16 protein-coding genes are annotated in these 18,392 nt (G+C 71.2%); 6 read left to right on the top strand and 10 right to left on the bottom strand.

Going from position 1 to position 18,392, the window contains the following annotated elements:
* Nucleotides 1-91 precede the first annotated feature (91 nt).
* Nucleotides 92-1,996, bottom strand: a complete 1,905-nt coding sequence (locus ACFWMR_RS36695; protein ID WP_093937319.1) for an Hsp70 family protein — start codon at nt 1,994-1,996, stop codon at nt 92-94.
* A gap of 160 nt (nt 1,997-2,156) precedes the next feature.
* Here ACFWMR_RS36695 and ACFWMR_RS36700 point away from each other — a divergent pair, with 160 nt between their 5' ends.
* Nucleotides 2,157-6,779, top strand: coding sequence for an ATP-dependent helicase (locus ACFWMR_RS36700; RefSeq protein WP_378381732.1), 4,623 nt, complete (start codon nt 2,157-2,159; stop codon nt 6,777-6,779).
* Nucleotides 6,780-6,816: 37 nt separating this feature from the next.
* Complete coding sequence (gene def / locus ACFWMR_RS36705; RefSeq protein WP_093937320.1) at nt 6,817-7,317, top strand: peptide deformylase; 501 nt, start codon at nt 6,817-6,819, stop codon at nt 7,315-7,317.
* Nucleotides 7,318-7,381: 64 nt separating this feature from the next.
* On the opposite strand, the gene ACFWMR_RS36710 is transcribed toward def, so the two are convergent.
* The 4 genes from ACFWMR_RS36710 to ACFWMR_RS36725 all read right to left on the bottom strand — a co-directional run bounded on the left by ACFWMR_RS36710 (nt 7,382) and on the right by ACFWMR_RS36725 (nt 10,863).
* On the bottom strand, nt 7,382-8,467 hold the full coding sequence (locus tag ACFWMR_RS36710; RefSeq protein ID WP_378381724.1) for a GNAT family N-acetyltransferase: 1,086 nt from the start codon (nt 8,465-8,467) through the stop codon (nt 7,382-7,384).
* A 95-nt stretch (nt 8,468-8,562) separates the two neighbouring features.
* Nucleotides 8,563-9,246 (bottom strand): VOC family protein, encoded by a 684-nt coding sequence (locus ACFWMR_RS36715; protein WP_378381726.1) that lies wholly within the window; start codon nt 9,244-9,246, stop codon nt 8,563-8,565.
* 174 nt (nt 9,247-9,420) lie between these two features.
* Nucleotides 9,421-10,185 carry a maleylpyruvate isomerase family mycothiol-dependent enzyme gene (locus ACFWMR_RS36720; RefSeq protein ID WP_093937323.1) on the bottom strand — a complete coding sequence of 255 codons (765 nt, stop codon included), beginning with the start codon at nt 10,183-10,185 and terminating at the stop codon, nt 9,421-9,423.
* A gap of 195 nt (nt 10,186-10,380) precedes the next feature.
* Entirely contained in the window at nt 10,381-10,863 is a 483-nt protein-coding gene (locus ACFWMR_RS36725; protein ID WP_005156540.1) for an SAV_6107 family HEPN domain-containing protein, read from the bottom strand.
* A gap of 221 nt (nt 10,864-11,084) precedes the next feature.
* On the opposite strand from ACFWMR_RS36725, the gene ACFWMR_RS36730 reads away from it, so the two are divergent.
* On the top strand, nt 11,085-11,615 hold the full coding sequence (locus ACFWMR_RS36730; RefSeq protein ID WP_378277238.1) for a YbaK/EbsC family protein: 531 nt from the start codon (nt 11,085-11,087) through the stop codon (nt 11,613-11,615).
* Nucleotides 11,612-12,175 carry a GNAT family N-acetyltransferase gene (locus ACFWMR_RS36735; protein ID WP_093937325.1) on the top strand — a complete coding sequence of 188 codons (564 nt, stop codon included), beginning with the start codon at nt 11,612-11,614 and terminating at the stop codon, nt 12,173-12,175. The genes ACFWMR_RS36730 and ACFWMR_RS36735 overlap by 4 nt, the downstream gene beginning before the upstream one ends.
* Here ACFWMR_RS36735 and ACFWMR_RS36740 read toward each other — a convergent pair.
* The 3 genes from ACFWMR_RS36740 to metF form a co-directional block, all read right to left on the bottom strand.
* On the bottom strand, nt 12,172-13,053 hold the full coding sequence (locus ACFWMR_RS36740; protein WP_378381727.1) for a DMT family transporter: 882 nt from the start codon (nt 13,051-13,053) through the stop codon (nt 12,172-12,174). The genes ACFWMR_RS36735 and ACFWMR_RS36740 overlap by 4 nt on opposite strands.
* Before the next feature lie 303 nt (nt 13,054-13,356).
* The gene (locus tag ACFWMR_RS36745; RefSeq protein WP_208636068.1) at nt 13,357-15,042 is read right to left on the bottom strand and encodes a DUF885 domain-containing protein; all 1,686 of its coding nucleotides are present in this window, start codon (nt 15,040-15,042) and stop codon (nt 13,357-13,359) included.
* A 42-nt stretch (nt 15,043-15,084) separates the two neighbouring features.
* Nucleotides 15,085-15,969 carry a methylenetetrahydrofolate reductase [NAD(P)H] gene (gene metF, locus ACFWMR_RS36750; RefSeq protein WP_093937333.1) on the bottom strand — a complete coding sequence of 295 codons (885 nt, stop codon included), beginning with the start codon at nt 15,967-15,969 and terminating at the stop codon, nt 15,085-15,087.
* A gap of 148 nt (nt 15,970-16,117) precedes the next feature.
* Between metF and merB the strand changes: the two genes are divergently transcribed.
* Nucleotides 16,118-16,795 carry an organomercurial lyase gene (merB, locus tag ACFWMR_RS36755; RefSeq protein WP_378381728.1) on the top strand — a complete coding sequence of 226 codons (678 nt, stop codon included), beginning with the start codon at nt 16,118-16,120 and terminating at the stop codon, nt 16,793-16,795.
* On the opposite strand, the gene ACFWMR_RS36760 is transcribed toward merB, so the two are convergent.
* Both ACFWMR_RS36760 and ACFWMR_RS36765 read right to left on the bottom strand, forming a co-directional pair.
* Complete coding sequence (locus ACFWMR_RS36760) at nt 16,792-17,097, bottom strand: AzlD domain-containing protein (protein ID WP_378381729.1); 306 nt, start codon at nt 17,095-17,097, stop codon at nt 16,792-16,794. The two genes, merB and ACFWMR_RS36760, sit on opposite strands and share 4 nt — an antisense overlap.
* A complete protein-coding gene (locus tag ACFWMR_RS36765) occupies nt 17,094-17,762 on the bottom strand; it encodes an AzlC family ABC transporter permease (RefSeq protein WP_093937330.1) in 669 nt (222 codons plus the stop codon). The genes ACFWMR_RS36760 and ACFWMR_RS36765 overlap by 4 nt, the downstream gene beginning before the upstream one ends.
* Nucleotides 17,763-17,810: 48 nt before the next feature.
* Between ACFWMR_RS36765 and ACFWMR_RS36770 the strand changes: the two genes are divergently transcribed.
* A complete protein-coding gene (locus ACFWMR_RS36770) occupies nt 17,811-18,359 on the top strand; it encodes a CGNR zinc finger domain-containing protein (protein ID WP_378381730.1) in 549 nt (182 codons plus the stop codon).
* Nucleotides 18,360-18,392: the final 33 nt, after the last annotated feature.

Genomic DNA, 18,392 nt, shown 5'->3' on the forward strand with positions numbered 1-18,392 from the left:
CAGGGCACATTCCTACTCACCGCCTCGCGCGTGAAGCCCCCGTTCACGCGGCTCAGCCGAGGGAAGGGGCCTTCACGCGCGAATACCGGGGTCACTCCCCCGGCTGGACGCTCTTTTCGAAGTAATCGGCGAGTTCGCCCGGCGTCGGGGTCTGTCCTTCGGCCGGGACCTGGTAGATGAAGCCGACCAGCGGCCGGTCGGTCACGGTGAACACCAGGACGGCGGCGTTCCGCCCGGCGGCCGAGGAGTACTGGCCTTCCAGGGCGTTGCCCACCCACTTGGCCTCGGTGCGGTCCCCGCCCGCCGAATTGAGCAGTCCGTCGGTGTAGGCCTTGAGCTTGTCGGCCGAACCGCTTTGCAGATAGGTCACCTGGGTCCCGGCGCGGCCCGGCGCGGAACAGGTCGACGTCACGCCGAGGTCCTCCGCCGGTTTCGCCGGCCCGTTGCCCATCCCGGGCTTGCAGTCGCCGGTGTCGGCGATCTTCCCGGCCAGCTGCCGCAGGCAGCCGGTGAGGCCCTTGTCGTCGGCCGCGGCGGGCGTCTTGCATTCGTCGGCCGTGTAGGTCGTCACCGACGAGGAAGTCAGGAAGTACGTGAGCCCGGCGGCGATCAGCACGACGACGGCCACGACGGCCCCGATGACGAGCGGCTTCTTCTTGCTCGCGGGCGCCTTCTCCGCGGCGGTCTGACCGGCGAGGGAGTATGTCGGGAAGTTCGTCGGCGCGGGCTGCTGCACCTGCTGCGGGCCGCTGTTCGGGTAACCCGACTGGGGGAAACCGCCGGACTGGCCGGGACCGCCCGACTGATAGCCGGGGATCGAGGCGACCGGCGGCGCGTACGGGCCCGAAGCGCCGGGGCCGACCTGGTGCGCACCGGTTCCGGCCGCGACCTGCCCCTCGACACCTTGCGTCCGCGTGCTGATGCCGTCGGAGGCGACGTGCTGGGCGCCGAGCGCGACCGCGGTCTCGGGCTGGTCGAGGCTGCCCGGGACGACACCGAGCTTCTCCGCGATCAGGCTGCCGACCAGCGGAAGCCTGCTCGAACCACCGACGAGGTAGATACCGGCGAGCCGGTCCGGGGTCATCCCGGCGGAGCGGACCACGCGCGCCATCAGCTCGACACTGCGCAGCATCGACGGCCGCACGAGCGCTTCGAGTTCGCCTCGCGTGACGAGGACGTCCTCGAACGGCTCCGGCATCGGGACTTCGGTCTGCGGGTGCCGCGACAGGGCCTCCTTCGCGGCCTTCACGTCCTCCTGCAGCGCTCGTCGCGTACGACGGTCCGGAGTGGACTCGGGCCGCAGGACCCGCTGCCAGCGCTGGGGATCCTTGTGCGAGACCTCACGGCCGACGTGCACCAGCAGCGCCTGGTCGACGTCGAGACCACCGAGGTCGGGAAGGCCGTCTTCGGCGACGACGGTGAAGCCGCCGTTCGGGGTCGCGCCGACGATCGCGACGTCGAAGGTGCCGGCGCCGAGGTCGTACACGGCGAGCGCCTGACCGGGCGCGAGCGTCTTGCCGGGGAACGACGCGAAATGCGCGGCCGCGGCGACCGGCTCGGGGACGAGCACCAGGTTGCCGCCCATCCCGGCGAGCCGGGCGGCGGACAGCAGCACGTTGCGGCGGGTCGGGCCCCACTGCGCGGGGTGGGTGAGCCGGACCTCGTCGGGCATGTCCCCGCCGAGCTGACGGGTGGTCTCGTCGAGGACGCGGCGCAGGATCGCGGCCAGTACCTCGCTGACCGGGATGACGTCGGTGCCCAGCAGGAGCGTCTGCTCGTCGATGCGGCGTTTGGGGTTGGGCTCGAACCGGGTCGGGTCGAGGCGGGCGCGGCGCTCGGCGTCCCGGCCGACCATGATCGTGCCTTCCTCTGTGGCGAACACCGCGGACGGCATGTTGGCCGAACCGTCGACCTCGACCACCCGCGGCGGCCTCCCGTGCGCCGAAAGGACGGCCACGGTGTTGGACGTCCCGAGGTCCACCGACAGGATCCGCACAGCTCATACCCCTTCACAGACGAACGGCGGCCGCCCCAGGTACCGATCCGGCCGCGCTGGCCGTGATGCTCCCATGAGCGAGGCCACCGCACGTGCGGAACCCGCCGAACCGGTCCCGTGTCACAGGCCCGGAGCGAAACTGTCGGTGGTCCGGCGCACTATGGAGGGCGTGGCAGACGTACTCGACCTCTTTTCCCCCGCGACCAGGGACTGGTTCACCGGGGCCTTCGCCGCGCCCACCCGCGCGCAGGAGGGGGCGTGGCGTGCCGCGCACGCGAAGGAACACGCGCTGGTCGTGGCCCCGACAGGCTCCGGCAAAACGCTCTCGGCGTTCCTCTGGGCGCTGGACAGGCTGTCGGTCGAGCCGCCGCCGTCCGAGCCGCGGAAACGCTGCCGTGTCCTCTACGTCTCGCCGCTGAAGGCGCTGGCGGTCGACGTCCAGCGCAACCTGCGGGCGCCACTGGCCGGCATCTCGCAGGCGTCGCGGCGGCTGGGGCTGCCGGTGCCGGACATCGGCGTCGGCATGCGCACCGGCGACACCACGGCGGCCGAGCGGCGTTCCTTCGGCAAGACACCGCCGGACGTGCTGGTCACCACGCCGGAGTCGCTTTTCCTCATCCTCACCTCGTCCGCGCGGGACTCCCTGCGCGGCGTCGAGACGGTGATCATCGACGAGGTGCACGCGGTCGCGGGCGGCAAACGCGGCGCGCATCTGGCGTTGTCGCTCGAACGGCTCGACGCCCTCTTGGAGAAACCCGCCCAACGCATCGGGCTGTCGGCGACGGTCCGGCCGATCGACGAGGTCGCCTCGTTCCTGGCCGGTGGCAGGCCGGTCACCATCGTCCAGCCGAAACTCGCGAAGACGATCGAGGTCCGGGTCGAGGTCCCGGTCGAGGACATGTCCAATCTCGACGGTCCACAAGGGCCGAAGCAGAACGAAGACCTCGACGCGGGCCTGGCGCGGCTCCCCGGATCGCTAGACGAGATAGACGGCGCGCCGCGGCGGCCGTCGATCTGGCCCGCGGTGGAGGAACGGGTCCTCGAACTGATCCAGGCGCACCGGTCGACGATCGTGTTCGCCAACTCGCGGCGGCTCACCGAGCGGATGACGGCCCGGCTCAACGAACTCGTCGCGGAGCAGACCGAACTGGAACCGGATCAGCGGTATCCGGCCGAGGCGATCGGCCAGTCCGGGCTCACCACCGGCGTGACACCGGTGATCGCGCGTGCCCACCACGGGTCGATGTCCCGTGAGCAGCGCACGCATGTGGAGGAGGAGCTCAAGTCCGGGCGGCTGGCGTGCGTCGTGGCGACGTCCTCTTTGGAACTGGGCATCGACATGGGCGCCGTCGATCTCGTCGTGCAGATCGAGGCACCGCCGACGGTCGCTTCGGGACTGCAACGGGTCGGCCGGGCCGGGCACCAGGTCGGCGCGGTGTCGAGCGGGGTGATGTTCCCGAAGTTCCGGGGCGACCTCGTCTCCTGCGCGGTGGTCGCGGAACGGATGGCGTCCGGGGCGATCGAGGCCGTCCGGTACCCGAGGAACCCGCTGGACGTGCTCGCGCAGCAGGTCGTGGCGATGGTGGCGCTCGAATCGTGGACGGTCGACGAACTGGCCGCCCTCGCCCGTCGCGCGGCGCCGTTCGCGTCCCTGCCGGACGACGCGCTGCTGGCCGTGCTCGACATGCTCGCCGGCCGGTACCCCAGCGAGGAGTTCGGCGAGCTGCGCGCCCGGATCACCTGGGACAGGGTCAGCGGCGAGCTGCACGGCCGTCCGGGGTCGCAGCGGCTGGCCGTGACCTCCGGCGGCACGATCCCCGACCGCGGACTGTTCACCGTGATGACGCCGGGCGCCGACGACAAACCCGGGTCGCGGGTGGGCGAGCTCGACGAGGAGATGGTCTACGAGTCCCGCGTCGGGGACACGATCCTGCTCGGCACCTCCTCCTGGCGGGTCACCGACATCACCCACGACCGCGTGATCGTGGTGCCCGCGCCGGGTGAGCCCGCCCGGATGCCGTTCTGGAAGGGCGACGCCCCCGGCCGTCCACTGGAACTGGGGCGGGCGCTGGGCGCGTTCGTCCGTGAACTGTCCACTTCGGAACCATCGGCGGCCAGGGAACGCGCCGCCGTCGCCGGACTGGACGAGTACGCGTGCGACAACCTGCTGGCGTACCTGGAAGAGCAGAAGTCGGCCACGCGGCACGTGCCGAACGACAAGACCGTGCTGCTGGAAAGGTTCCGTGACGAACTGGGTGACTGGCGGGTCATCCTGCACTCGCCGTTCGGGGCGCAGGTCAACGCGCCGTGGGCACTCGCGATCGCGGCCCGGTTGCGGGAGAACCGCGGGGTCGACGCCCAGGTGGCGCATTCCGACGACGGCATCGTGCTGCGACTGCCCGAGGCGCTGGACATGGACGGCGCCGAGGTCACCATCGGCGTCGAGGACGTGCTGCTCGATCCGGAAGAGGTCGAGCAGCTGATCGTCGCCGAGGTCGGCGGTTCGGCGGTGTTCGCCGCGCGGTTCCGGGAATGCGCGGCGCGGGCGCTGCTGCTCCCCCGCCGGGATCCGCGCCGTCGCACGCCACTGTGGCAGCAACGGCAGCGCGCGTCGCAACTGCTTTCGGTCGCGGCCAAGTACGAGCGGTTCCCCGTGGTGCTGGAAGCGATGCGGGAAGTCCTGCAAGACGTGTACGACGTCGGCGGGCTGCGCGAACTGATGGCCGACGTGCGCTCGCGAAAGGTCAAGCTGGTCGAGGTCGAGACCCCGTCGGCGTCGCCGTTCGCACGCAGCCTGCTCTTCGGCTACGTCGGGATGTTCCTGTACGAGACCGACGCCCCACTCGCGGAAAGGCGCGCGGCGGCGCTGGCGCTGGATTCGACGTTGCTGGCCGAACTGCTCGGCACCGAGGCGATCCGGGAACTGCTGGACGCCGAGGTCGTCGCCGAAGTCGAGCGCTCGTTGCAGCGCCTCGATCCGGACAGGCACGCCCGCAACGCCGAAGAGGCCGCGGATCTGTTGCGGTTCCTCGGAGATCTCTCGATCGAGGAGGCCGCCGCCCGCGGCATCCAGCGGGAATGGCTGGAGGAACTCGAAGCCGCGCGGCGGGTGATCCGGGTCCGCATCGGCGGTGGCGAACGCTTCATCGCCATCGAGGACGCGGGACGGGTGCGGGACGCGCTGGGCACCGCGCTGCCGGTCGGCGTGCCGGAGGCGTTCACCGAACCGGTCGAGGATCCCGTGGGCGACCTGCTTTCCCGCTATTCGCGCAGCCGCGGCCCGTTCAGCGCCCGCCAGGCCGCCGAGCGCTTCGGGCTCGGGACGGCCGTGGTCACCGGTGTCCTGGACAGGCTGACCGCTCAGGGCAGGCTGGTCCGGGGCGAGCTGAGCCCGGTCGGGCATCCGGAGACCCACGGCGTCGGGATGGAGTTCTGCGACGCGTCGGTGCTGCGCAGGCTCCGGAGGGCGTCGCTGGCCCGGCTGCGGGCCGAGGTCGAGCCGGTCGAACCGGCGGCGCTGGGCCGGTTCCTGCCGTCGTGGCACGGCATCGGCGCGCGAGTGCGGTCGGCGCCGACGGCGGACGACGTGCTGTCCGCGGTCGAGCAGCTGGCCGGGGCGCCGCTGCCGGCGAGCGCGGTCGAGTCGCTGATCCTGCCGAGCAGGCTGCCCGGCTACACGCCGTCGCTGCTGGACGAACTCACCACGGCGGGCGAGGTGACGTGGTGCGGCTGCGGTTCCTTGTCCGGCGGGGACGGCTGGCTGGCGCTCGCGCCCACGGACGTCGCCGATCTGCTGCTGCCCGACCTCGATGACGATCTGCCCTCCGGCCCGCTCCACGCGGCCATTCTGTCCACTTTGGAGGGTGGCGCACAGTTCTTCCGGCAGCTCGTGGAGCGCGCGTCACCCTTGGTCGAAACCCCGCCCAACGACGGCGAAGTCGTCGCCGCGCTGTGGGATCTCGTGTGGGCCGGGCTGGTCACCGGGGACACGCTGGGCCCGCTGCGGGCGCAGGTCTCCGGTTCCGGCGCGGCGCACAAGCCTCGCCGCCAAGCTCCTCGCGGCCGGTACGCGCGGCTGCGGGCCGGACGTCCGGCGATGCCTTCGCGCACCGGGCCGCCGACGGTGGCGGGCCGCTGGGCGCTGACCCCGGATCGCGAGCCGGATCCGACCAGGCGTGCGCACGCGCGGACAGAGGCGTTCCTCGAACGGCACGGCGTCCTCACCCGGGGAGCGCTCGACACCGAGCGGGTGACGGGCGGTTTTTCCGGGATCTACAAGGTTTTGCGCGGGATGGAGGATTCGGGTCAGGTCGTCCGGGGCTACGTGGTGGAAGGGCTCGGTGCCGCGCAGTTCGCGGCGAAGGGCGCCGTCGACAGGCTGCGCGCGCAGTCCGGGAACCAGCGCACCACCACCGAGGGCGCGGTCGTGCTCGCCGCCGCCGACCCGGCCCAGCCCTACGGCGCCGCGTTGCCGTGGCCCGCCGCGACGGGTGACACGAAGCACCGTCCGGCGAGGAAAGCGGGGGCGCTGGCGGTGCTCGTGGACGGTGTCCCGGCGATGTACGTCGAACGTGGCGGCCGGTCGCTGCTGAGTTTCACCGAGGATCAGGAGCCGCTGCGGTCGGCCGCGCGGGCACTGTCCACCGCGGTGCGGGAAGGCTGGCTGGGGCAGCTCGCGGTGCAGAAGGCCGACGGCGAGGTGGCACTCACCTCGGAGCTTTCGGCCGTCCTCCAGGAGGCGGGATTCCGGGCGACTCCCAAGGGATTGCGCCTGCGGGCCTAGAATCACCGATCAGGCCAGTGGAGAAGGACGTTCGAACATGGTGATGCGCGACCTGCGCTACTTCGGGGACCCCGTGCTCAAGACCGTTTGCGATCCGGTCACGACATTCGACAAGAAGATCGAGTCGCTGGTGACCGATCTGATGGACGGGGTGAAACCGGCCGGGCGCGCGGGTCTCGCGGCGCCGCAGATCGGGGTCGGCCTGCGGGTGTTCAGCTACGACGTCGGCGGGCTGAGCGGATACGTGATCAACCCGGAACTCGTGGAACTGTCCGAAGAGACACACGAGATCGGCGAGGGCTGCCTGTCCGTGCCGGAGCTGTGGTTCCCGGTCGTCCGCGCGAAGCACGCCGTGGTGCGCGGGGTCGACCTGCGCAACGAACCCGTCGAGGTCGAAGGCGTCGACGTGCTCGCCCAATGCCTGCAACACGAGACCGATCACCTCGACGGCAAGCTGTACCTGGAGCGGCTCACCCCCGAACGCAAGAAGCGCGCCTTGGGCGAGGCTCGCGGCAAAGACTGGTTCTGGAACCGCTGACCCACCTTCGCATTTCGTCCTCTGAACGCGGTGGTTGGCAACGCGAACTACCGCGTTCAGAGGACTAAACGCGCGGGTCGGGGAGAGCGAAGCGCAGGGTGCCGGAGTCGCCGGGGGCACGTTCGGGGCGGAGTCCGACGCGGGTGGCGGTGCGGTAGAGGGAGTCGTCGCCGGGCAGGCAGACAGCGGCGAGTTCGCGCTCTCCCTTGGCCACGGCGAGGACGGCGAGCCTGGTCAGCAAAGCGGTGCCGATGCCTTGGCGCTGCCAGGAATCCTCGACCAGGAGTGAGACTTCGGCCGCACCGCCGTCGGCCGACGGGATCAGCTGACCGAGACCGATCACGTCACGACCGCAGACCGCGAGCAGGCTGACCCCGCGCGGTGGCATCAGGAGCCGGTGCAGCCAGCGACGCGGCACGGTGCGCATTCCGGTGTGGTAGCGATGGAAAAGCGTGGTCATCGAGCATCTCTGGTGCAGCGCGGACACCGCCTCCGCGTCACCGGGGACGCCCTTCCGCAGGACGACGGCGGCGCCATCGGGCCGGTCGAGCACGATCGGCCCGGTCACGTTGTCGCGGACGGCGGTCATCAACCCGGTCAGCGCGACGGCCCGGCTCAGTTCCAGTTCGACGAACGGCGACCACCGGCGGCGCGCGACGAACGCGGTGCCGTCTCCCGCCGCGAACACCGCCCGGTGCCCGCCTTCCGTCCGGGCCGGGTTCGCCTCGATCGACGGGACCTTCGTGACGACGTCGGCCGCGAGCACGCCGCGGAGCACCTCCGCGAGGCCACCGGGCTCCTCGACGGCCCTCTTGGCCGTGGTGAGGGTCGCGGTGGCCGGATCGACCAGTTCGGCCAGATCCGCGTCGACGACGGCGGAGCATTCACAGCCTTCGTCGCGGATCGCGTCGACGAGCAGCTGTCTCGGCAGGCCGGTGGCCGGCCGCAGGACGATCTCGTCGAGCACGCCGCCCGGGACCGGGAGCACCGACAGCCCGAGGATGTTGCACTCGAGGTCGGCCAGCCGGATCGCGATCCTGGCCAGGGTGCCGGGCCTGTCGTCCACGCGGATCCGGATACGCCAGGCCGACGCGGCCGCCGTCTCTTCGCCGGGATGGATCTCGGTGGGCCGGACTCGATAGGTCTCCATGACCTCCACGGTCCCGGCCGGTTGTTGCCTGCCCACGGCGCCGATGTTTCGCCCAGGTCAGCGATCGGCGCCGCCGCGCAACCGGGGCGAAACACTCAGCGGGGCGTGAGCACGCTGAACTCGTTGCCCTCCGGGTCCACCAGGGACACGGCGCCTCGTCTCGCCGTACCGCGCCCTAGCGCGCCCAGCCCCAGCAGGCGCCGGACTTCGGCCGCCCGGCTCCCGCCCGGCCCCGGCGCGATCTCGAAGCGCAGCCGATTCCGCTCCACCTTGTCCTCTTTCGTGGCGAGAAACTCGACCCAGGGGCCGCGACCGTCCGGCGGCCGCAGGCCCACGATCGTCTCCTCCTGGACGCCGATCTCCCAGCCCAGCGCGGCCGCCCAGAACCGCGCGAGCCGCTCCGGGTCGAGGGCGTCGACGACGACCGCCGCGATCGCGCCGGTGCCCTCGTACTGCTCACGGGGCTCGAGGACGCAGAACTCGTTGCCCTCGGGGTCCGCGAGCACCACCCACGGCACCCGTTTCTCCTCCGGCGGGCCCTGGCCGACGTCGATGTGCCGCGCGCCGAGGGACAGCGCACGGTCCACCAGCTCGGCCTGGTGCCCGGGCGAACGGCTCGCCAGATCCAGATGCAGCCGGTTCTTGCGCCCTTTGGGCCGCGTTTCGGAACGGAACGCCGGCTCGAACGGCGCGTCCCAGCTGAACAGCCCTTCCCAGAAACCCGCCAGATCCCTGGGAAGGGCCGAGTCGAAGACCAGGTTCACCAGATGTGCCACCACACCGGTGAACCTAGACGGCACCACCGACACTTTTGCTCGTTCGGGTGAACCCGCGCCCTGCCACCGCGATAGCGGGGCCTTCGGCAGGGGCGGGTTCACGCGTTCGGTCACTTCTCTGGCACTGGTTCGGCTCCGCCGACTGGTTCTGACCGGTTTGGCTTCCCCACCGACCGGTCATCGGGTCGCGAGCCGCAACAGGGCCCAGAGTTGTCCCGCCATGTCCTGGTCTCCGCTGACCGTCACCGACGTCGGACCCGCCCGGCCCCAGAGCCAGCGGTAGATCTTGTCCGGCTTCCCGGTGATCAGGTCGTCCGCGCGCTGGGCCTCCTCGGCCGAGCACCGCCAGGCGATCGTTTCCGTGGGGCCCGCTCTGGCGATCCAGGTGTGGCCCGCGGTGCGCACACCGACCGATCCGGTCTTGGTGCCGGACAGCCCCAGCAACGGCAGCCGCTGGCCGAACCAGAGCACCAGCGCCTCGTCGATCCCGTCGAGTGCCACGTCTTCGGGGATCTCCGACACGTCCCGGCCCGCCGCGGTCTCCGCGTCGATCCGGTGGATCGTCGCCTCGTGCGCCATCCGCCGCCGCCAGAACCCGTAGCTGCGGTCCGCCGGCCACCAGGTCGGCGCCAGTTCGTCCGGATCGTGCGCGGACAGTTCGGCGACGAGTTCGTCCCGGCCCTCGCGGAAGTACTCCTCCAGGGTCTGCCGCGGCCCCGGTTTGCGCTGCCAGTGCTCCGGACGCCGTCCGTCGGTGATCCAGCGGCGGGTGACCCGGTACACGCTTCCGACGTGCCTGAGGATCTCGCCGAGCGTCCAGCCGGGGCAGGTGGGGACCGGCGCGTCGGCGGACGCGGTGTGCGCCACCTGAGCCATCAGCTCGGTTTCGGCGCCGATCACCTCCAGGAACCTGCCCTGGTCGATCATGGCCTGCCCGGCCATCGGGCACCCCCTCTCCGTGGAGCACTCTGTCTCTGGGTGAACCCGCGTCCGCGATCGGCGTCGGCAGGGCGCGACCTGGTCTTTCAAGTCACGAAGCCGGTGAAGGCGCCCTGCCACCGCGATAGCGGGCCTTCGGCCAGGCGGGTTCACGGGTATGGCGACTTCCGGACAAACCGCAGCTCCGCTAACCGGCTGCTAAGCCACATACGCAGAGTCACCCATCGGCAGTCCGTGCACCACCCGCCGGACCAGTTCCAGGAACACCGTGGCGGCCCGCGTCAGCTCGTCCGCCAGTTCGACGGTGACCTTGCCGGTGATCCCCGCCTGCGCGGCGGCCCGCGTCGCCGAGTTGGCCGCGAAGAACGCCGCCCACTCCTTCAGCTCCGGCGCGACGGAATCGAGCAGCACCCAGCCGCTCGCGGGCCGGGCACGGCCCCGGTGCGGACGACCGCGGGCCTCCAGGACCGCCGCCGCGCCCCGCAGCGCGGCGAGATAGGCCCCGATGAACCGCTCCGCGGGATCGTTCTCCCGCTCTGCTTCGGCGAGACCCCGCCTCGCCTGTGCGTACAAGGAGACCGCCGCGGGTGGTGCCGGCGGGCGCAACGACATCGGCAGGGCGGGCTGCGCGGTGCCCCCCGGCCTCTCGGCTTCGTCGGGGGACACGACCGAAACGGACATGACGACCCTCCTCCTGTACGTGAGCGCCGGCCGGTGCCCGGAGCCGAGGCGCTTCCCCCGCCCCTGCGCCGGGCACCTACCGGTGCGCGCTCACCGAATGTCGAACGTCTGTTCGAACAAGACCAATGTAACCCCGACCAGCCCACTTCTTCAACCCCGTAGCCGGGTGATCGCCGCATGTGGCGCGGGACACGGCATCGGCCACGTGATCTCATAGGCGTATGAGCACCATCGACCAGTCCGGTCATCCGTCGGTGGCCAAGGTCGCGGCCGCGCTCGCCGAGGCGGGCCAGCAGGCCGCCGCGGACGGGATCCGGATCCTCCCCGCCGAAGTCCGCACGGCCGCGCAGGCCGCCGAAGCGCTCGGTGTCGAGGTCGGCGCGATCGCGAACAGCCTCGTCTTCCGAAGCCGCACCGGCGACACGGAGACGGCCCTGCTCGCCTTGACCTCCGGCTCGCACCGCGCCGACACCGGGCTCCTGGCGTCGCTGACCGGCGCCGACGAGATCGGCAAGGCGGACGCCGATTTCGTCCGCGCGCACACCGGGCAGCCGATCGGCGGTGTCGCGCCGGTCGGTCACCCGAAGGCGTTGACCACCCTCGTCGACACCGCGTTACGCGCTCACGAGGTCGTCTGGGCCGCCGCCGGGCATCCGAAGTCGGTGTACCCCACGACGTTCGCCGGACTCGTCTCGCTGACCGGGGGCACTCCCGCGGACGTCGCGGGCGACGGGCAGGATGGGCGCCCGTGACCGCGATGTCCTCGGAATGCACCCGTTTCGTCCAGCTGTCCGCGGACGAGTTCCGCGCCCGGCTCCCCGAGGCGCTGACCATCTACGTCAACGCCATGCGCTACCCCGAAGGCACGGCGGAACAGCGCGCGCCGATGTGGCTCACGCACGCGCTGCGCGAAGGCTGGCGCTGCATGGCCGCGCTCGACGCGGACGGCGTCCTGCTGGGGCTCGCCTACGGCTACAAGGGCCGCGGCGGCCAGTGGTGGCACGAGCAGGTCCGTCACGGCCTGACCCGTCGCGAGGGCGTGGACGCCGCCGAGCACTGGATGTCCGACTACTTCGAGCTCACCGAGATCCACGTCAGCCCCGAAAGCCAGGGGAAGCGGATCGGCGAGGACCTCCTGCGACGGCTGCTCGACGGCGTGCCCAACGCCCACGTCCTCCTTTCCACGCCGGAAGGCACCAGCCGGGCCTGGAACCTGTACCGGCGCGTCGGATTCGTCGATGTGCTGCGGGATTACCACTTCGCCGGGGATCCGCGGGCGTTCGCGATCCTCGGGCGGACGCTGCCCCTCTAGGGCTTCGAATAGGCGACGGCGAGCGCGGCGATGAGCACCGCCGCGCCGCACCAGCCCGCCGCGCCGAGCCGTTCCCCCAACACGGCCATGGACAACAGCGCGGCCGTCAGTGGTTCAAGCAGGGCGGATAGCGCGGCCAGCACAGGATGGGCACCTTCGAGACCGCGGAAGTACGCCGCGTACGCCAGCGCCGTCGGCACGACGCCGAAGTAGAGGACGAGCGCGAGCACGTCGGCTTGCGGCGGCACGGCCATCCCGGCCCACAGCGCGGCGGGGGTCAGCGCGGCGCCGCCGATCAGACAGCCGAAAGCCGTGGTGGGCAAGGGATCCAGCCCCTCGACACGGGTCGCTGTCACCAGGGTCAGCGCGGCGAACCCGGCCGCGGCGAGCAGCGCGAAGAACACTCCGGCGGCGTCGACCTTCTCCCCCGGTGTCCATTGCAGCAACGCGAGCCCGGCGAGGGACCCGGTCAGGGACACCGCCGTCCACGCTCCGGGCGGTTTCCTGGTCCTGACGACCGTCGCGACAGTCAGCAGGACGGGCGCGCTGCCGATGGTGGTCATGGTCGCGACGCTCACGGAACTCAGCGAGACCGCGGCGAAATAGCTGGTCTGGAAGAGGGCGAACAAGCCGCCGACGGCGAACAGGCGACGTCGGACCCGGGGAGTGCGGGGAAGGCCGCGGAGGCCTCCGGTGAGCCAGAGGTAGCCGGTGGCGATCACGCCGCCGATGAGCAGCCGGTACGCGGCGACGCTCAGCGGATGGAGTCCCGCGCGGGAGGCGAGCAGGGATCCGGCGAGGCCGCCGGTCCCCCAGAGGACTCCGGCGAGGACGAGCGCGGCCGACGATCGGGCGCGCGTGGGTACGGCAACGGACATGGGGAAACGCTCCTGCGTCTGTGTCTGTCGGAAAGGACGTCGACGACGCGGGGTGCTTCAGTGCAGCACGGATCGGCCGGGCGGCGGGAACGCCGCGCGGCCTGAGACACCCCGCTCAGGAAGCGGGGGGTGGGGTGACGAGAAAGATCCGGTGCACGAAGGGAACGTATCAAGGCTCCGGTGGCGGGGGCACGTGAATTGCGGCACGCGGCGGTCTCCGCGGAAACCTGGTGGAAATGTCATGAAAGGGCCGTTCCTGACGAATTTCGTCAGGAACGGCCCTTTCCTGAGATTTTAGGGAACTCAGTCGAGGGCGGCGAGCATCTCGCGCAGCGTGTCCAGCCCCATCCCGCCGAGCGCCAGCGCCCGCGTGTGGAACTGCTTGATGTCGAAGGCGTCACCCTGCCGCGCACGGGCCTCGTCGCGCGCGGCGAGCCAGAGGCGTTCGCCGAGCTTGTACGACGGCGCCTGCCCCGGCCAGCCCAGGTAGCGGTCGATCTCGTCGTGCACGTGGGCCGGGTCGGTGACGGTCCGGGTGAGCATGAACTCCAGGCCCAGCTCGGGCGTCCACCGCTCGCCCTCGTGGAACCCGGGGCCCGCCGGGATCTCCAGCTCCAGGTGCATGCCGATGTCGACGATCACCCGCGCGGCGCGGAACAGCTGCTCGGACAGCATGCCGAACAGCTCGCCGTCGTCGGCGAGGAACCCGAGGTCCTCCATGAGCCGCTCGGAGTACAGCGCCCAGCCCTCGGCGTGCCCGGAGGTGAACGCGAGCAGCCGCTGGTACTTGTTCAGCGACTCCGACTGGTCGACCGCGGTCGCGATCTGCAGATGGTGCCCCGGCGCGCCCTCGTGGTAGACGGTGCTGACCTCGCGCCAGGTGGTGAACTCGTCACGACCCTGCGGCAGCGACCACCACATGCGGCCGGGGCGGGAGAAGTCCTCGCTCGGGCCGGTGTAGTACGCGCCGACGGTGCCGCCGGGCGGGGCGATCTTGCACTCCAGCCCCATCACCTGGTCGGAGATGTCGAAGTGCTTGCCGCGCAACGACTTCAGCGCGTTGTCGGACAGGTTCTGCATCCAGGCCTGGAATTCCGCCCGGCCGCGCACGACGTACTTGGGATCGGCGTCGAGGACGGCGGCCGCCTCGGCGAGGGTGGCGCCGGGTTTGATCCGGCCGGCGACCTCGCGCATCTCCGTTTCGAGGCGGGTGAACTCGGCCCAGCCCCAGGCGTAGGCCTCGTCCAGATCGAAGGTGGCTCCGGTGAACAGCCGGGACCACAGCTTGTACACCTCGGCGCCGACGGCGTCCTTGACCGGCGCCAGCGGCGCCAGTTCGGCGCGGAGGAAACCGGCGAACTCCGCGTACGCCTCCTGAGCGGCGTGCGCGGCCTGGTCCAGTTCGCCGCGCAGCTTCTCGTCGATGTCCTTCGCGCCCGAGGCCAGCGTCTCGAAGTACCCGGTGTCCTCTTTCAGCCCGGCCCAGGTTTCGGCTTGTTCGGCGACCTTGCCGACCTGGCGCAACGCCGACACCCGGCCCGCGTCGGCGGCCGCGAGCAACGAGGTGCGGAGACCGTCGAGCGCTTCGGGCACCCTGGCCATCCGGGCGGCGATCGTCGCCCAGTCCTCCGCGGTCTCGGTGGGCATGAAGTCGAAGACCATGCGCAGTTCCTGCACCGGGCTTTCGATCACGTTCAGCGCCGCGATGTCGAGGCCCGCTTCGTGGATTTCGAGGTTCAGCGCGATCCGCTCGCTGAACACGGCCTTGGCCGCGCGTTCACCGTCGTCGACCGGTTCGGCCGCGGCGATGTCGGCCAGTGCGCGCGCGGCGATCGCGGCCCTGGCCGCGTGCCCGGCGGGCGAATAGTCGGTCAGCTGGTCGTCGTATCCGGAGATACCGAACGTCGTCGCGGCGACCGGGTCGGCCGCGGCGTACTCGTCGACGTACCGGTCACAGATCTCGTGCACACTTCGCGCGGTTGAAGCCATGACCGGCACGCTACCGGGACGGCGGCCGACTTCGGTACGGAGTTACGCGCGGGCCGGGACCAGCCCGAGCCTGCTGACCACCTCACGGGTGGCCTTGGACCGGTTGAACGTGTAGAAGTGCAGGTCGGGGACGCCTTCGGCGATGAGCCGCTCGCACATTTCGGTGACCGTGTCGATTCCCGCCGCGCGGAAGGCCTTCGGATCGTCGGCCAGCGGTTCGAGCTTGTCCAGCAGCCGCCGCGGCGCGGGCGCGCCGGACAGCTTGATCGACGTGTGCAGCGTCCTCAGCGTGGTCAGCGGCATGACGCCGGGGATGACCAGCGCCTCGCAGCCGGTGGCCGCCACCCGGTCCCGCAGGCGGAGGAAGTCTTCCGGCTCGAAGAACAGCTGGGCGATCGCGAAATCCGCGCCCGCGCGCAGCTTGCGCACGAGGTATTCGGTGTCGGCCTCGAGGTTCGCCGACCTCGGGTGGCCGTACGGGAAGGCCGAGACGCCGACGCAGAAGTCGCCGAGGGAGCGCACCAGTTCGACGAGTTCCTCGGCGTAGTCGAGCCCGTCCGGATGCGGGACCCAGTCGCCGTAGACGTCACCGGGCGGGTCTCCGCGCAGCGCGAGGATGTTCCGCACGCCGACTGCGGCGTACCAGCCGATGACGTTGCGCAGTTCCGCGACCGAGTGGTTCACGGCGGTGAGGTGCGCCATCGGCACCAGCGTGGTTTCGGTGGCGACGCGGGCGATGCTGCGGATGGTGCCGTCCCGACTGGAGCCGCCGGCGCCGTAGGTGATCGACATGTACGCCGGGTCCAGCGGCTCGAGTTCCCGGATCGACTTCCACAGAACCGCCTCGTCGGCCGCGTCGCGAGGGGGGAAGAACTCGATGGAGAACACGGGTCCATCACCCTGCAACCGCTCGACCACCGACGTCATACCGCTCATGTTAAAGGGGAAAGTCCGCTGGCTGGGAGCCCCCTCTCAGGCTATGGGCATGCGACTTCAGCCACTCGCGACCGGATCGTGAGCGGTTGCCGAGTGGCGCCCGCCTGGGGAGACTCGGGGGCGACCACAGGGAGCCGCCATGAGCGCCGAGAACGACACCAGCTGGGACGAGGACGTCCGCGTCGCGGTCTACCGCGCGTTCGCCGAGCACGGGAGGCCGCCGACGGCGCCGGAACTGGCCGACGCCGCCCACGGGTCGCTCGCGGTGGCGAAACAGGCGCTGCACCGGCTCGCGGAGCAACGGCACGTGGTGCTCGACGACTGTGAGCACGTCGTGATGGCCCACCCGTTCGCGGCGATCCCGCTGGGGTTCTCCGTGATGGGTGAGCGGACGTTGTGGTGGGGCGGCTGCGCGTGGGACGCGTTCGCGATCCCGCATCTGGTCAAGGCCGAACCCGAGGTGCTGGTGTCCACGCGCTGTCGCGGCTGCGGCGAACCCCAGGCGCTGATGGTGAACGACCAGGCCCCACCGAAGGGTGATCTGGTCGCGCATTTCCTCGTCCCGGCGGCGCGGATGTGGGACGACGTCGTGCGCACCTGCGGCAACCAGCGGCTGTTCTGCGGCGAGTCCTGTGTGGACGAATGGCTCACGGAAACGGGACAGGACAAGGGTTACGTGCTGGATCTTCGGACGCTGTGGCGGCTCGCGGCCGGCTGGTACGACGGCAGGCTCGACCACGGCTACACCCGGCGGGATCCGGCGGCCGCCGCCGCGTACTTCGCCCAGGCAGGCCTGAGCGGCGCGTTCTGGTCCTAGATCAGGAACCGCAGGGCCGCCGTGACGACGACGCCACAGAGGATCGCGGCGAGCACCGGGACGCGCAGCACGTAGGTCACCGCGATCGCGGCCAGCCCCGCGCAGAGCGTCCAGTCGACCCCCGACCAGGCCGGGCCGGTCACCTCGGTGAGCACGAGCCCGGCCAGCAGCGCGGGCGCGAGCAAGGCGATCACGCCCGCCAGGCGCGGCGGCATCTCCCGGTCGCCGAGCAGGACCGGGCCCACCGCCTTGAACCCGATGCTGACCAGCGCGACGAGGACGATCGCGAGCCAGAGCGTCATCGCCGCACCCCCAGTCCCAGCAGCGCGGCGGCCGACGCGCCGATCAGCGCCAGGCCGACCGGCACGAACAGCACCAGGATCCCGGCCAGGCAGGCGGCGAGCGCGGCGGTCCGGACCGCCTGGCGCGAACGGCGCAGTTCGTCGATGAGCAGGACCAGGAAGAAGCCGGGGAAGACGACGTCGAGGCCGAACCGCGCGACGACGTCCGGTGGCGGCGCGGCCAGCACACCGAGCACCGTGCCCAGCACCCACGCGGGCAGCTGGACGAGCGTGCAGCCGATGAGTTTTTCGCGGTCGAAGCGCCCTTCGCCGAGGTGGGCGGCGACCCACGAGCCGTCGACGACGGCCTGGCCCTCCCACGCGCGGCGCAGGCGCCCGCCCCTCAGGTCCGCGGCGACCGAGACGCCCATCGGCAGGAAACGGGCGTTGATCAGGGCCGCCGCGCCGACCGCGACGGCGAGGTTGCCGCCGCCCGCGAGCGCGGTCGCCATCGCGAACTGGGCCGAGCCGGAGAACACGACGATCGACGCGACGATCGGGGCCGCGATCCCCCAGCCCAGCGTCTGGCTGTAGGCGCCGAAGGTGACACCGAGGACGAAGGTCGCGACACCGAGCCCGAGCCCCACGCGGGCGCCGGCCAGATAGTTCCGCCGGAGTGTTGTCATGACTTCGACCCTAACAAGCTAAACTGAGTTTGACCATTAGGAGGATCCGTGGACGGCCACTGGGACGGGTACGACAGCATCGGCGGGAGCGTGCCGTTGGACCTGGTCAACACCGTTTCCTGGCGGCGCGACCCGGCCAGGCGGGACGATCGTCTCTCCGCCCCGGCGAGGCTGTCCGAGTGGGTCGTGCTGGTCGGCGCGGGCGCCGAACGGCTCGAGATCTCCGAGTCCGTCCTGGAGGTGGTGAAGGACTTCCGCGAGACGCTCTACCGCGTCCTCGTGTCGGACCCGCGGGACGTCACGCCGCTGCGGAAGCCACTGCTCGCGGCGTACCGGTACGCCGAACTCGCGCCCGCTCTCCCGCTGAAGTGGACGGTGCCGTTGACCGACGACACCGCGCTGCCGCACTTTCTCGCGCTGGAGGCCGAGGAATTGCTGCGATCCGGGGACCTGGACCGGATCCGGGAGTGCGAGGGGCCGGGCTGCGGCTGGATCTTCACCGACCAGACGCGCAACCGGTCACGGCGCTGGTGCAGCTCGTCGGACTGCGGGAACCGGGCGCGGGCGAAGCGGCACTACGACAAGGGCCGCGTTTAGTCCTCTGGATGCGGTCCTTGCGCGCGCAAAGAC

Source organism: Amycolatopsis thailandensis (assembly GCF_042723255.1).
In the GTDB taxonomy this organism is placed as follows: Bacteria; Actinomycetota; Actinomycetes; order Mycobacteriales; family Pseudonocardiaceae; genus Amycolatopsis; species Amycolatopsis thailandensis.

Coding starts and splice junctions, on each gene's coding strand:
- merB (WP_378381728.1), top strand. CDS start 16,118: ATGAGCGCCGAGAACGACACCAGCTGGGACGAGGACGTCCGCGTCGCG.
- ACFWMR_RS36710 (WP_378381724.1), bottom strand. CDS start 8,467: ATGGAGACCTATCGAGTCCGGCCCACCGAGATCCATCCCGGCGAAGAG.
- ACFWMR_RS36740 (WP_378381727.1), bottom strand. CDS start 13,053: ATGTCCGTTGCCGTACCCACGCGCGCCCGATCGTCGGCCGCGCTCGTC.
- ACFWMR_RS36765 (WP_093937330.1), bottom strand. CDS start 17,762: ATGACAACACTCCGGCGGAACTATCTGGCCGGCGCCCGCGTGGGGCTC.
- ACFWMR_RS36760 (WP_378381729.1), bottom strand. CDS start 17,097: ATGACGCTCTGGCTCGCGATCGTCCTCGTCGCGCTGGTCAGCATCGGG.
- metF (WP_093937333.1), bottom strand. CDS start 15,969: ATGACGTCGGTGGTCGAGCGGTTGCAGGGTGATGGACCCGTGTTCTCC.
- ACFWMR_RS36720 (WP_093937323.1), bottom strand. CDS start 10,185: ATGGCCGGGCAGGCCATGATCGACCAGGGCAGGTTCCTGGAGGTGATC.
- def (WP_093937320.1), top strand. CDS start 6,817: ATGGTGATGCGCGACCTGCGCTACTTCGGGGACCCCGTGCTCAAGACC.
- ACFWMR_RS36745 (WP_208636068.1), bottom strand. CDS start 15,042: ATGGCTTCAACCGCGCGAAGTGTGCACGAGATCTGTGACCGGTACGTC.
- ACFWMR_RS36725 (WP_005156540.1), bottom strand. CDS start 10,863: ATGTCCGTTTCGGTCGTGTCCCCCGACGAAGCCGAGAGGCCGGGGGGC.
- ACFWMR_RS36730 (WP_378277238.1), top strand. CDS start 11,085: ATGAGCACCATCGACCAGTCCGGTCATCCGTCGGTGGCCAAGGTCGCG.
- ACFWMR_RS36700 (WP_378381732.1), top strand. CDS start 2,157: ATGGAGGGCGTGGCAGACGTACTCGACCTCTTTTCCCCCGCGACCAGG.